The following is a 12619-nucleotide window of genomic DNA, read 5'->3' as shown; positions in this document are numbered from 1 at the left end:
GAGTGACACTGCATTGAGATCTGCTCCGGCGGCGGTACGGCACACGTACCGCCGCCGGAGCGTCTCACGCGAACCGATCGAAGGAAGGCCTCGTGTACCTGGGTGCTCTGGAGCTGGACGTACTGCTGGGGGACATACGTTCACTTGCCGACAAGCGGTCGACCGTGGAACCGGTTCTTTCGGAGCTGCAGCGGTTCGGTGTTTCCGCGGCGGAGACGGGTGAGCGCGACCGATTTCGGCGCTCGCTGTTCGGCATAGCCGCGGTCGGATCGGATGTCGACGGTCTGCACGACAAGCTGGACGAATGCGAGCGACACGTCGCCGAGCGTCATGATCTGGAATTGTTGGCGGTAAGAAGAAGAATTTTCGGTCCCGAGGACTGACTCGGACACCGTGTGTGAGGAGCGTGGAGTTCATGGTGGATCAGGCGAGAGCTCGGCGGCTCTCCAAGCGAATTGCCGCCATCGTTGCGACGGCCATCGACCACGAGGTCAAGGACCCGCGGTTGGCGTTCGTGACCATCACCGATTGCAAGGTCACGGCTGACCTGCACGACGCGACGATCTACTACACCGTGATGGGTGAGGACCTGGACACGGCACCTGATCTCGAGGGTGCAGCCGCCGGTCTGGAGAAGGCGAAGGGGGTTCTCCGGTCGAAGGTCGGCGCAGGTACTGGAGTGCGGTTCACCCCCACCTTGACGTTCGTGACGGACACCGTTCCGGACACGGCCCGGCACATGGAAGAGCTGCTCGCTCGCGCTCGCGAAGCGGACAGCGAGGTTGCCAGGGTTGCGGCGTCCGCCAAGCCGGCGGGTGACCCGGACCCGTACAAGGCTCCACGTGAAGCAGCGTCGGACCCGAACAGCGATCTGGACTGATCGACGTGACGACGACACCCGACATCGAGTCGGTGCAGACCGAGCTCGCCTCGGCTGTGTCCATGTTGGACACCGCGCAGAGCGTGACCGTGCTCTGCCATGTGCACCCGGACGCCGACACGATCGGGAGCGGCCTGGCCCTCGGTCTCGTCCTGCACCGCCGAGGTGTCCCGGTACAGGTGTCGTTCGCAGCCCCCGACTCACTTCCCGAGTCGATGAACGAGCTACCCGGGTGCGAGCTGCTCGTCCCGTCGGATGAAGTCCGGTCCCAGGTGGATTTGGTGGTGACGGTCGACGCGGGCAGCCGCGAGCGTCTCGGCAGCTTGGCGAGTCGGATCGACTCGGCGCGCGCGTCGCTGGTGATCGACCATCACCGTTCCAACACTCGATTCGGATCACTGAACGTGGTCGACGTGGACGCCGAGTCCACGACAGCCGTCATCACCCGCCTTCTCGATCTCTGGAACGTCGACATCGATTCCGAGTTGGCGCACTGCCTGTTCGCGGGCCTGGTGACCGACACAGGCTCGTTTCGGTGGGTACGTCCCGGCTCGCATCTGTTGGCCGAGCGCCTGCTCGCGACCGGTATCGACGGTGGTGCCATCGCACGCAAACTTCTCGACAGTCATCCCTTCGGTTGGCTGCCCATGCTCGGTTCCGTCCTCGGTTCGGCGACGCTGGTGCCCGACGCGGTCGGCGGTAGGGGCCTGGTGTATGCGGCGATCCTCCGTGAGAACTCCGAAGGGCTCCGGTCCGAGGAGATCGAAAGTGTCATCGACATCGTCCGAACCACCACGGAGGCGGAGGTAGCGGCGGTGCTGAAGCAACAGGCGGGTGACGAATGGACGGTGTCGCTCCGGTCCAAGGCATCTGTCGACGTGTCCGCGGTGGCGGCAACCCTGGGTGGCGGTGGCCATCGCAACGCTGCCGGCTTCACTGCTTTCGGCTCGAAATCGGACGTGATCGAGACTTTGACAGATGCCCTCGGGTGACGTCGACGCCGCCCAGGACGCGTCACCTCGCCGGATACTCGGGCTTGCGCTTCCCGCGCTCGGTGTCCTCGCTGCGGAACCGTTGTACCTGCTCTTCGATGCGGCTGTCGTAGGCAGGCTCGGAGCAGCGGCACTTGCGGGTCTGGCGGTCGGCGGCCTGGTTCTGGCTCAGGTCAGTACGCAATTGACGTTCCTGTCCTACGGCACGACTGCCCGCGCTGCCCGCATGCACGGAGCGGGGCGCGAACGTGACGCTGTGGGCGAGGGCGCGCAGGCGACCTGGCTCGCACTGATACTCGGAACAGTCATCGTGGGCGTCATGCAGGTGCTGTGCGTACCGATCCTCACCGTCATCGGCGGGGGCGGCGACATCACGGCCCAGGCAGTGCAGTGGTTCCGCGTCGCGGTGCTCGGGGTGCCGTTCATTCTCGTGTCGCTTGCCGGGAACGGGTGGATGCGTGGTGTCCAGAACACGGTGAGACCTCTCCGATTCGTCCTGGTCGGGCTCGGCCTGTCCGCTGTGTTGTGCCCACCGTTGGTGCACGGACTGGCGGGGTTCCCAGATCTCGGCCTCGTCGGGTCCGCAGTGGCAAACGTCGTCGGCCAGGCTGTGTCGGGCGCGTTCTTCGTGGCCGCGGTGATGCGTTCCGGCGTGCCGCTGCGACCGTCGTGGTCGATCATGCGCGCACAGTTGGTACTGGGTCGCGACCTCGTCCTCCGCAGCCTGGCATTTCAAGCGTGCTTCCTGTCGGCGGCGGCCGTGGCGTCGAGATTCGGTGCCGCGTCGGTCGCCGCCAATCAGGTTGTTCTGCACATGTGGAACCTGGTGTCCCTCACGCTCGACTCTCTCGCCATCGCCGCACAGACCTTGGTGGGCGCGGCGCTCGGTAGAGGGGACGTGCGCGGTGCTACCCGCCTCGGATGGCGACTGACGGTGTGGTCCACGATTTTCGCGGCAGTCCTCGCGGCCGTGTTCGCGGTAGGCCGTCCGGTGATACCGGCTCTGTTCACCACCGACGGCAGCGTCGTGGCCGAGATGCACTCGATCTGGTGGATCTTCGTCGTCATCGTTCCGATCGCCGGTGTGGTGTTCGCCCTCGATGGGGTGCTCCTCGGCGCAGGCGACGCAGCATTTCTCCGCACGGCCACGTTGGCGTGCGCTCTGATCGGATTCCTACCCGCGATCTGGATGGCCCTGGCTTTCGACTGGGGACTGCGCGGAATCTGGTTCGGGCTCGGCGTGTTCGTCACCCTGCGCATGATCGCGGTCGTGGTGAGGACCCTGTCCGGCAAGTGGGCACTGGTCGGCGCCGACATTCAGCGCGAGGCCGGATGAATCGTCACTTCCTGGCTCTTGACGACGAAGAACACGTCCATCCCTGGTTCGAGGTGCAGCTCCGCGACGGCGGCAGGCGTCACGTCCGCGGCGATTCCGGGGCTGCCGTCCGGATGCTTGGCCGCACGTAGTCGAACGGTGGCGCCGTGGACGTCCATCTCGGCGATCGTCACCGGAAGGACGTTGCGCGGACTTGCATGCGGGGCCTCGATGTGGACGGCGACCGAGGACGGCGCGAACACGGCGACGGCACCGCCGGCCACGGACTCCCCGTGACCGTGGACCGTCGAACCCCAGGCGGTCGTCAGCGAGCCTGTGCTGTCCGCGGTCCCGGCGACGAGGTTCACCCCGGCTATCTTGGCGGCGAATGCGCTGCGAGGCGCGGTGAGTACCTCGGTCGTCGGGCCCCGCTCGACGATGCTTCCCTTCTCGACGACGACGACGGTGTCCGCGAGTGCCAGTGCGTCGAGTAGGTCGTGTGTCACCACGACGGCGGTGCGTCGCTGCTCGCGCAGGACGGTGCGAAGCAGGCGGCGCACCGCAGGTGCGGTGTCGATGTCGAGGGCGGCCATCGGCTCGTCGAGAAGAAGAACCCGAGGGTCGGCCGCGAGCGCTCGCGCGATGGCGACTCGCTGAGCTTGACCGCCCGAGAGCCCTCTCGGTGGGCGGTCGGCGAGCTCGAGAGCGTCGACCGCGCCGAGCCAAGTACGGGCTGTCGTACGCGCCCGACGTCGTGCGACTCCTCGGCTGCGCGGCGCGAACGCGACGTTGGCCTCGACCGACAGATGCGGGAACAGCAGTGCCCTCTGCGTGAGGCTTGCCACGCCTCGTGCATGGGCGGGGACGAATGTCCCTGTGCTGGTGTCGGTCACGACGTCCGACCCGAGCACGACACGTCCCGTATCAGGTCTGAGCAGGCCTGCTATCAGCGAGAGCAAGGTGGACTTGCCTGACCCGTTCGGTCCGAGGACTGCGACCGTCTCGCCGTCGTCGGCGTCGAACTGCATGTCCACGCCGCGGGCGGCGACTTCGGCGCTCAGGTGTATCGAACTCACGGCACAGGCCCCCTCACAACGCACCGGCGACACGGCGGCCACGTGCTGCGACGACGATGACGGCTGCGACCACGATCAGCAGCAGTGACAGTGCGACGGCAGCGTCGGCATCGGTTTCACGCTGGAGGTAGATCTCCAGTGGCAGCGTCCTCGTTTTACCTTCCAGCGATCCCGCGAACGTCAGCGTGGCACCGAATTCACCGAGGGCACGGGCGAATGCGAGAACCGCCCCGGACACGAGGCCGGGCAACACCAACGGAACGGTGACCCGGCGCAGCACTGTGGTGGGCTTCGCGCCGAGAGTGGCGGCCACCGTTTCGTAGTCGCGGCCCGAAGTCCGCAGTGCCCCTTCTAGGCTCACCACGAGGAAGGGGAGCGACACGAACGTCTGTGCCAGGACCACTGCCGTCGTCGAGAAGGCGATCGAGATTCCCCATGCTTCGAGATGTTCGCCGATCAACCCGAGTCGACCGAATGTGTAGAGCAGGGCGATTCCGCCGACGACGGGTGGCAGCACGAGGGGGAGCAGGACCAGCGCACGAAGAGCGGACAGACCGGGAAACTCCGTGCGGGCGAGAACGAGAGCCATCGGGACTCCGAACACGACACACAGCATCGTGCTGATCGCGGCGGTCTTCAGGCTGAGCATCAGGGCCGTCCGGGACGACTCCGACGTGACGAGCGGAACGAAGTCGGCCCAGTCGATCCTGAGGAGGATCGCGACGAGTGGAAGGACGACGAACACTGCGCCGACTGCCGCGGGGACGAAGATCCAGCCCGGTAGGTCGAGTCGGACGTCGTTCCCGCCGCGGGTGAAGATCACGGTGCGGCGAATCCTGCCTCTGCCAGTACTTTTCGGCCTTCGTCGCCGGTGACGAGTGCTTCGAAGGCGGCTGCAGTAGCTGAGTTGTCGCTGTTCTTCAGCACCACGATCGGGTAGGTGTTGACGGCATCCGACGCCTCCGGGAACTCGATTGCGGTGATCTGGTCACCGGCGCCCGCGGCGTCCGTGACGTAGACCAGGCCCGCGTCGGCCTGACCCGATATGACTTTACCGAGCACGTCGGTGACGGCGGACTCCTCACTGACCGCCGGGATCGTGGTTCCGGTGGCGTCCTCGACCTTCTGGGTGGCACTTCCGCACGGAACCTGGGGTGCGCAGACGACGGTCAGAATGTCCGGGTTCGCGAGGTCCGCGAACGACGTCACGTTCTCGGGGTTGCCCGGAGCGGTGACGATGGTGAGCGTGTTCGTGGCGAAGTTCACCGGGTCGCCGTCGACGAGATCCCCTTCCACCGCCTTCGTCATGTTGTTGGTGTCGGCCGAGGCGAAGACGTCGGCGGGTGCGCCCTGAGCGATTTGGTTCACCAGGTCGGAGGATCCGGCGAAATTGAATTCGACGGTCGCTCCGGGGTTCTCGGCCTCGAACGTCTCACCGAGCTCGGTGAACGTCGCCTTCAGTGAGGCGGCAGCGAACACGGTGATGTCACCGGTGACGTCCGATCCCGACGACGATTCGGACGCGCTGGCGGACTCGGTCGGCTCTGCGGAATCGTCGGCATTCGAGCATGCGGACAGAAGTGTGGCGCACGATCCGAGTGCGACGAGGGTGGTGACGAGTGATCGTTTCAATGGATTTCCTCCACGAGAAATGGCCCGTTCAGGGCGCTTCGACGATGACAGTGGTTGCCTTCACGACGGCGACGGAGATCTTCCCCGGTTCGAGCCCCAGTGTGCGTACCGATTCCGTGCTCATCAGCGAGACGACGGTGAACGGTCCGCACTGCATTTCCACTTCGCTCATCACGGTGTCGGAGGTGACCTTGGTGACGAGTCCGACCAACCGGTTCCGCGCCGAACTCTCGGTGCCCGTCGGGTCCGGCGGCGGCGACGCGTGATCTCTGGCGAACGTGGCGAGCACGGCGCCGTCGACGACCTTTCGGCCCGCCTCGTCCTTGCCTGCGGGTAGGGCTCCGCTGTCGATCCATCGGCGCACCGTGTCGTCGCTCACGCCGAGCAGTGCGGCGGCGTCGCGGACGCGAATCCGTGATTGCGGCATAAGGGAGACTCTAGACCAGCAGATGCGGATGTAATGCGTCGATCATCGGTTTCGTCGGGAGATCACCCTCTGCGCGGCGAAATGTGCCGCGAGCAACGCGACGACACAGACGGCCGCGGTGATCGCGAACCCCGTCACGAAGTTGTCGGAGGCGATCCCGGCGAGGAACGCGGCCATGACCGACAGAATCAGACCCGCCCGGAGCGCGCTCTTGTTTCCCATGTGTTCAATTCTCGCATCCGGTCCTCGTATCCGGACGAAGCCGTGGGCCGACCACGCATCGCCGGTAGTGGCAGGGGACAATCAGGAATGGCAGGGGTCGACCAGGCGTTGGTACTGGATCGAGGACGCACCCACACCCGTGATCGGAAGGACTTCTGGCCTGTGACAGCCAAGCTCTGGGCAGTCAGCGACATCCACGTCGGCCACCGAGGTAATCGGCCGGTCACCGAGGACATTCATCCCGAGTCTCCCGAGGATTGGCTCATCGTCGCCGGTGACGTCTCCGAGAAGACGGACGACATCAAATGGGCACTGGAACTGCTGCGCAGCAGGTTCGCCGAGGTGATCTGGGTGCCGGGCAATCACGAGTTGTGGACCACGGCCAAGGATCCGGTTCAGATCCATGGCGTTGCGCGCTACGAGTACCTGGTGAACCTGTGCCGCGAGATCGGCGTCGTGACACCGGAGGATCCGTATCCGGTGTGGGAGGGCGAAGGAGGACCGGCGACGTTGGTTCCGATGTTCCTCCTCTACGACTACTCGTTTCTGCCGCGAGGTGCGATCGACAAAGAGCACGGACTGAAGATCGCGCGGGACAAGAACGTCGTCGCGACCGACGAGTTCCTTCTCTCGCCCCAGCCGTACGCCACCAGAGATGCCTGGTGCCGGGCTCGAATCGACAGCACTCGTACACGACTCGATGCACTCGACACTTCTGTTCCCACGGTTCTGATCAATCACTTCCCGATGGTTCGGCAGCCGACCGACGTTCTGTTCTATCCGGAGTTCGCACTGTGGTGCGGCTCGACGCTGACCGCGGATTGGCACACTAGATACAACGCAATTTGCTCGGTGTACGGGCATCTGCACATTCCGCGGACGACGTATTACGACGGGGTGCGGTTCGAGGAGGTGTCCGTGGGCTACCCGCGTGAGTGGCAGCGACGTGGTCTGCCTGCGAACGTGCTGCGTCAGATTCTCCCGGTTCCCGAGTACCCCGAGGGCACGCTGAACAAATGGGGCGGCCACTTCACGGTCACTCCCGAGATGGAGGCGGAAGTAGAGAAGATGAGGGCGAACAAGTGATCGAGTCGATCCTGCCCAACGGTGTCGTGGCCGCAGAACTCTTCGACGATCCGCCCGGCTTGCAACCGCATCCGCTCGAGGCGCCGCTCGTGGCGAAGGCGGTGGACAAGCGCAAGCGTGAATTCACGTCGGCCCGTCACTGCGCTCGAGTCGCGATGGACAAGCTCGGTGTCGAGCCTGCTCCGATCCTGCGCGGAAAGTCCGGCGCGCCGCAGTGGCCCAAGGGTGTCGTCGGCTCGCTGACGCACTGCGACGGGTATCGAGGTGCCGTCCTGGCACACGCCATGCAGATCCGCTCGGTGGGTATCGACGCCGAACCTCACGGCCCTCTCCCCGACGGGGTTCTCGACGCCGTGAGCCTCGACAAGGAACGCGAGTGGCTGTCGGGGGCGGACTCGAGTTTGCACTGGGATCGGCTTCTGTTCTGCGCCAAGGAAGCCACCTACAAAGCGTGGGAGCCGCTGACGGGTCGGTGGCTCGGATTCGAGGACGCACACATCACGTTCGAGCGAACGGGTACGGGAAACGACCTGTCCGGAACGTTCCATTCGACACTTCTGGTGCCGGGCGCCACGATCAGTGGACCACCGTTGAGCTCGTTCGACGGCAAATGGCTCGTGTCCGACGGACTGATCGTCACGGCGATTGCAGTGACGTGACCTGCCTCCTGGCAGAATGAACTCCCGTGTCTGCACGTGGAAAGTTGTCGTCCGGCCTCGTCGGCGCCGGGTTGTTGATCGTCGACAAGGGAGCCGGGGTGACGAGTCACGACGTGGTGGCGTCGTGCCGGAAGTTGCTGAACACTCGTAAGGTCGGGCATGCGGGGACCTTGGACCCGATGGCTACCGGAGTGCTCGTGTTGGGTATCGAACGGGCGACGAAGATGCTCGGTCTGTTGGCGCTGACGACCAAGGCCTACACCGCGACCATCCGGCTCGGGCGGACCACGACCACCGATGACGCCGAAGGTGACACTGTCCTCGACGTCGACGCGTCGGCAGTGACGAACGAGGCGGTCGCGCGGCACGTGGCCGCGTTGACCGGTGAGATCGATCAGGTCCCGTCCAGCGTCAGCGCCATCAAGGTCGACGGTCAGCGCGCGCACAAGTTGGTGAGAGCCGGCGAGGACTTCACGATTCCCCCGCGGCGAGTGACGGTGACGAGGTTCGATGTCGTCGGCCGACAGGACGTGCAGGGTAGCGGTTTCGTCGACCTCGACGTCGAGGTCGACTGTTCGTCCGGAACGTACGTCCGTGCTCTGGCGCGTGATCTCGGTGATGCGCTGGGGGTGGGAGGCCACCTGACGGTGCTGCGCCGCACGAGGGTCGGTCCCTTCACTCTCGAACATGCGCGCACGCTGGAGGACCTTGCCGAATCACCGTCGGTCAGCCTGGATATCGACGAGGCCGCGAGGACGGCGTTTGCGCACCGTGAGATCAGTGCGGAGGAAGCAGAATCGATCAGCCAGGGACGTTGGCTCGATCCGATCGGGTTACCGGGGGTGTACGCGGCGATCGATCCGACCGGTCACACGATCGCCCTGTTGCAGGAGAAGGGTAAGCGCGCAAGTTCGGTGATGGTCGTGAGGCCGGCAACTTTGCGCGGCCTGTAGGCCGCTGCTGTCAGGCCGGGATCATCCAGATCGCTTCGGCGGCCCGTTGGCCGAGGTCGATGGGGCCCGCGTTCTCGGTCTTGCCGAGTTCGATGGCAACCGTTCCGGCGAAGTCACGGCGCTCGACGACGGTGATGGACAGGTCGAGGGTGATACCGACGGAGTCGAAGTACCGAAGCATCGCAGGATCGGAATCCGAGATGCGGGCAACGCGACCGCACTGTCCGTCGACGTAGTCGCTCAGGCGCGTTGCTTCCGGTGATGCGATGTCGCCGTCGACGGACGGGATCGGGTCACCGTGCGGATCACGTTCGGGGAAGCCGAGTTTGGCGTCTATCCGCGCCATCATGAGATCCGAGACCGCGTGCTCGAGGATTTCGGCTTCGTCGTGCACCTCGTCCCATCCGTACCCGAGTTCGCGAACGAGGAAGGTCTCGATCAGTCGGTGACGCCGCACCATCGCGATCGCCGCGGTGCGTCCGCGTTCGGTCAACGAGATAGCGCCGTAGCGCGCGTGGTCGACCATGCCCTGGTCGGCCAGCTTGCGGATTGCCTCGGACACCGTGGATGCGGACACTCCGATGCGTTCGGACAGCATCTTGGTGCTGACCGAGTCCTCGCTCCACTCGCTGGCTGTCCAGATGACCTTCAGATAGTCCTGTGCGACGGCCGACAGTTGCACGTCTTCGGCCGCGACAGGTTCACCGGTTCTTTCCGCCACGAAAGCGAGCTTAGGCAATCCACTCGGAAATGACACGTTGCCACCGGCGCGTTCAGGCCGCGACCTCCGTGCGCCTGCGGACTGCGCGAGTGACCAGCCCCTGACTCGGGCTGAACAGATACGCGAGCAGGAACACCAGTCCCTGCGCCAGCACGACCATGCCGCCCGAGGACACGTCGAGGTAGAAGCTGACGTAGATGCCCACCACGGCGCAGCCGACTCCGATGGTCGGCGCAAGTACGAGCATCCGCCCGAATCGATCCGTCAGCAGGTACGCGGTGGCGCCCGGCGTGATGAGCATCGCGACCACGAGGATCACTCCGACGGCCTGAAGCGCGACGACGGTGGTGAGGGCGAGCAGCGTCAACATCAGACCCGAGAGCACGGTCGGGGAGATTCCGACGGCCTGAGCCTGCGTGCGGTCGAACGCGAACAGCGTGAAGTCGCGGCGCTTGGCGACCATGACGACGAACGCGAGACCGCCGAGCACGATCACTTGCCACATGTCGCCGCGGGACACTCCGAGGAGATTGCCGAACAGAATGTGATTGAGGTCGATCTGGCTCGGAAACTTCGAGATCAGCACCACACCGAGCGCGAACAGAGTGGTGAACACCACCCCGATGGCTGCGTCCTCTTTCACCAGGGTGGTGTTGCGGACGACGCCGATCGCCCCGACGGCGATCAGAGCGAACAGGAGTGCGCCGATCGCGAACGGTGCACCGAGCAGGTAGGACAGAGCGACGCCGGGAAGGACGGCGTGCGAGACGGCGTCGCCCATGAGCGACCATCCGATCAGCACGAGCCAGCAGCTCAGAACCGCGCACACGATCGATGCGACGACCGTCACCAGCAGTGCACGCTGGATGAAGGTGTACTGGAGAGGTTCGACGATGATGTCGACGAGAACCATGGTCAGCTCGCTTCCGATGTGGTCGAGACGCCGAATGCCATTGCCAGGTTGTCCGGTTTCAGAACCTCACGGGGATCCCCGTGCATCAGGACACGTTGCTGGAGCAGGACGGCCTCGTCGCACAGATCCGGGAGGGCGTGCAGGTCGTGCGTCGAGACGAGGATCGTCGAGCCGGCTGCTGCCAGTTCCTTCAGTAACCGAGTGATGGTGGCCTCGGTGCGTTTGTCCACCCCCGCGAACGGTTCGTCGAGCAGCAGCAGCGTCGCCTCTTGCGCGATGGCCCGTGCAACGAACGCTCGTTTCCGCTGGCCGCCCGACAGTTGGCCGATCTGGCGATGCGCGAGGTCGGTGAGGTCCACTCGGCCCAGGGCGGCGTCGACGGCGTCGTGATCGCGGGCGCGCGGTGAGCGCATCCAGTTCTGCTTTCCGAAGCGGCCCATCATCACCACGTCTCGGACACTGACGGGAAACGTCCAGTCCACCGACTCGCTCTGCGGGACGTAGCTGACGGTCCCGTTCTTGCGCGCGGCGGCAGGCGCACCTCCGTGGATTCGGATCGATCCGGTGTTCGGTCGGACGACGCCCATGATCGCTTTGAACAGCGTCGACTTGCCTGATCCGTTCATGCCCACGAGACCGCAGACACGGCCGGATTCGAGGGTGAGGGAGGCGTTGCTCAACGCGGTCACGTCGCGGTAGGTGACGGACACTCCGACGATGTCCAGTGCTGCTGTCATGGTGGTCATTCCGGCTTTCCGAGTAGTGCGTCGGCGATGGTCCGAGCGTCGTAGGCGAGCAGGTCCAGATAGGTGGGAACGGGGCCGTCCTGATCGCTGAGAGAATCGACGAACAGCTTGCCGCCGAAGCGTGCTCCGGTGTCCTCGGCGACCTGCAACTGTGCTTTGTCCGAGACGGTCGACTCGCAGAACACCGCGGGCACGTCGTTGTCCTCGACGAACCGGATCGTGGACACCACTTGCTTCGGCGTGCCTTCCTGCTCGGCGTTGACCGGCCAGAGGTAGGCCTCGCGCAGATCGAAGTCCCTGGCGAGATAGCTGAACGCGCCCTCGCACGACACAAGTGCGCGTTGCTCTGCGGGCAACCGGTCGAGATCGCGCTTCAGCTCGTCGCCGACTGCGCGCAGTTCGAGCTTGTAGCCCTCGGCGTTGGCGCGGTAGTCCGACTCGTTGGCCGGGTCGAGGCGCACGAACGCCGCCGCGATGTTGTCCACGTAGGTCTCGGCCACGACCGGAGACATCCAGGCGTGTGGGTTGGTCTTCCCGGCGTACGCGTCGTCACGAATGAACACGGGCTCGACACCGGCGGTGACGACTGCGTGTGGAGCAGGAACTCGTTCGACGAACTTCTCGAACCACGATTCGAGCCCCAGGCCGTTGTCCAGGATGAGCTCGGCCGTTTCTGCCGTCCGCAGATCTCCCGGCGTCGGCTCGTAGCCGTGTATCTCCGCGCCGACCTTGGTGATCGATTCGACCCGGAGGTGGTCCCCGGCGACGTTGCGTGCCATGTCCGCGAGCACGGTGAAGGTCGTGAGGACGAGGGGGCGTCCATCGTCGGCGAGGATCGGTTCGTCTTCCCCGACGGACCGGGCGCAGCCTCCTAGAATCGCGACGCCGAGCACGATCGCTGCGATGCGTCGAAGAAATAAGTTCGGCACACCGAAATCTTGGCAGAGTGTTTGCAGGTTTGTCCACTGGTGTTCGCTGCGACATGTCCATCCGGACG

Annotated in this window: 16 protein-coding genes; 7 read left to right on the top strand and 9 right to left on the bottom strand. The window is 65.1% G+C overall.

Translation table 11 applies throughout. The features are described 5' to 3' along the window. Positions 1 to 92: 92 nt before the first annotated feature. From CH293_RS25190 to CH293_RS25175, 4 genes are all read left to right on the top strand, one after another. On the top strand, positions 93 to 383 hold the full coding sequence (locus tag CH293_RS25190) for a DUF503 domain-containing protein (RefSeq protein ID WP_019664192.1): 291 nt from the start codon (positions 93 to 95) through the stop codon (positions 381 to 383). Positions 384 to 415: 32 nt separating this feature from the next. Further along, a complete protein-coding gene (gene rbfA, locus CH293_RS25185; protein WP_037113323.1) occupies positions 416 to 880 on the top strand; it encodes a 30S ribosome-binding factor RbfA in 465 nt (154 codons plus the stop codon). A gap of 62 nt (positions 881 to 942) precedes the next feature. Next, on the top strand, positions 943 to 1872 hold the full coding sequence (locus tag CH293_RS25180; protein WP_255122983.1) for a bifunctional oligoribonuclease/PAP phosphatase NrnA: 930 nt from the start codon (positions 943 to 945) through the stop codon (positions 1870 to 1872). After that, positions 1859 to 3208 carry an MATE family efflux transporter gene (locus CH293_RS25175; protein WP_037112766.1) on the top strand — a complete coding sequence of 450 codons (1350 nt, stop codon included), beginning with the start codon at positions 1859 to 1861 and terminating at the stop codon, positions 3206 to 3208. The genes CH293_RS25180 and CH293_RS25175 overlap by 14 nt, the downstream gene beginning before the upstream one ends. Here the strand turns inward: CH293_RS25175 and CH293_RS25170 are convergent. Genes CH293_RS25170 through CH293_RS25150 form a run of 5 tightly spaced genes read right to left on the bottom strand, consistent with a single transcriptional unit; the run spans position 3190 to position 6544 of the window. After that, positions 3190 to 4263 carry a sulfate/molybdate ABC transporter ATP-binding protein gene (locus CH293_RS25170; RefSeq protein WP_217900787.1) on the bottom strand — a complete coding sequence of 358 codons (1074 nt, stop codon included), beginning with the start codon at positions 4261 to 4263 and terminating at the stop codon, positions 3190 to 3192. The genes CH293_RS25175 and CH293_RS25170 overlap by 19 nt on opposite strands. A gap of 13 nt (positions 4264 to 4276) precedes the next feature. Continuing rightward, entirely contained in the window at positions 4277 to 5086 is an 810-nt protein-coding gene (locus tag CH293_RS25165; protein WP_037112769.1) for an ABC transporter permease, read from the bottom strand. Continuing rightward, positions 5083 to 5895 (bottom strand): molybdate ABC transporter substrate-binding protein, encoded by an 813-nt coding sequence (gene modA, locus CH293_RS25160; protein ID WP_094721787.1) that lies wholly within the window; start codon positions 5893 to 5895, stop codon positions 5083 to 5085. Before modA ends, CH293_RS25165 begins: the two co-directional genes overlap by 4 nt. A gap of 28 nt (positions 5896 to 5923) precedes the next feature. Next, positions 5924 to 6322 (bottom strand): molybdopterin-binding protein, encoded by a 399-nt coding sequence (locus CH293_RS25155; protein ID WP_020110257.1) that lies wholly within the window; start codon positions 6320 to 6322, stop codon positions 5924 to 5926. A gap of 42 nt (positions 6323 to 6364) precedes the next feature. Continuing rightward, positions 6365 to 6544 carry a hypothetical protein gene (locus tag CH293_RS25150; RefSeq protein WP_037112771.1) on the bottom strand — a complete coding sequence of 60 codons (180 nt, stop codon included), beginning with the start codon at positions 6542 to 6544 and terminating at the stop codon, positions 6365 to 6367. A 162-nt stretch (positions 6545 to 6706) separates the two neighbouring features. Between CH293_RS25150 and CH293_RS25145 the strand changes: the two genes are divergently transcribed. The 3 genes from CH293_RS25145 to truB are packed head-to-tail and all read left to right on the top strand — an operon-like array spanning position 6707 to position 9242. Then, a complete protein-coding gene (locus tag CH293_RS25145) occupies positions 6707 to 7630 on the top strand; it encodes a metallophosphoesterase (protein ID WP_037113326.1) in 924 nt (307 codons plus the stop codon). Continuing rightward, positions 7627 to 8289, top strand: a complete 663-nt coding sequence (gene npt, locus CH293_RS25140) for a 4'-phosphopantetheinyl transferase Npt (RefSeq protein WP_037112775.1) — start codon at positions 7627 to 7629, stop codon at positions 8287 to 8289. The genes CH293_RS25145 and npt overlap by 4 nt, the downstream gene beginning before the upstream one ends. Before the next feature lie 26 nt (positions 8290 to 8315). Beyond that, the gene (gene truB, locus CH293_RS25135; protein ID WP_037112778.1) at positions 8316 to 9242 is read left to right on the top strand and encodes a tRNA pseudouridine(55) synthase TruB; all 927 of its coding nucleotides are present in this window, start codon (positions 8316 to 8318) and stop codon (positions 9240 to 9242) included. A gap of 10 nt (positions 9243 to 9252) precedes the next feature. Here truB and CH293_RS25130 read toward each other — a convergent pair whose 3' ends face one another. The 4 genes from CH293_RS25130 to CH293_RS25115 are packed head-to-tail and all read right to left on the bottom strand — an operon-like array spanning position 9253 to position 12551. Then, positions 9253 to 9963, bottom strand: coding sequence for a metal-dependent transcriptional regulator (locus CH293_RS25130; RefSeq protein WP_037112780.1), 711 nt, complete (start codon positions 9961 to 9963; stop codon positions 9253 to 9255). 52 nt (positions 9964 to 10015) lie between these two features. Further along, on the bottom strand, positions 10016 to 10876 hold the full coding sequence (locus CH293_RS25125) for a metal ABC transporter permease (protein WP_037112782.1): 861 nt from the start codon (positions 10874 to 10876) through the stop codon (positions 10016 to 10018). Positions 10877 to 10878: 2 nt separating this feature from the next. Continuing rightward, positions 10879 to 11622 (bottom strand): metal ABC transporter ATP-binding protein, encoded by a 744-nt coding sequence (locus CH293_RS25120; RefSeq protein WP_037112785.1) that lies wholly within the window; start codon positions 11620 to 11622, stop codon positions 10879 to 10881. Next, on the bottom strand, positions 11619 to 12551 hold the full coding sequence (locus CH293_RS25115) for a metal ABC transporter substrate-binding protein (RefSeq protein ID WP_037112787.1): 933 nt from the start codon (positions 12549 to 12551) through the stop codon (positions 11619 to 11621). The genes CH293_RS25120 and CH293_RS25115 overlap by 4 nt, the downstream gene beginning before the upstream one ends. Positions 12552 to 12619: the final 68 nt, after the last annotated feature.

This window comes from Rhodococcus sp. 14-2470-1b (genome assembly GCF_002259415.1).
Taxonomy (GTDB): domain Bacteria; phylum Actinomycetota; class Actinomycetes; order Mycobacteriales; family Mycobacteriaceae; genus Rhodococcoides.
This window is presented reverse-complemented; position numbering and strand designations above follow the sequence as displayed.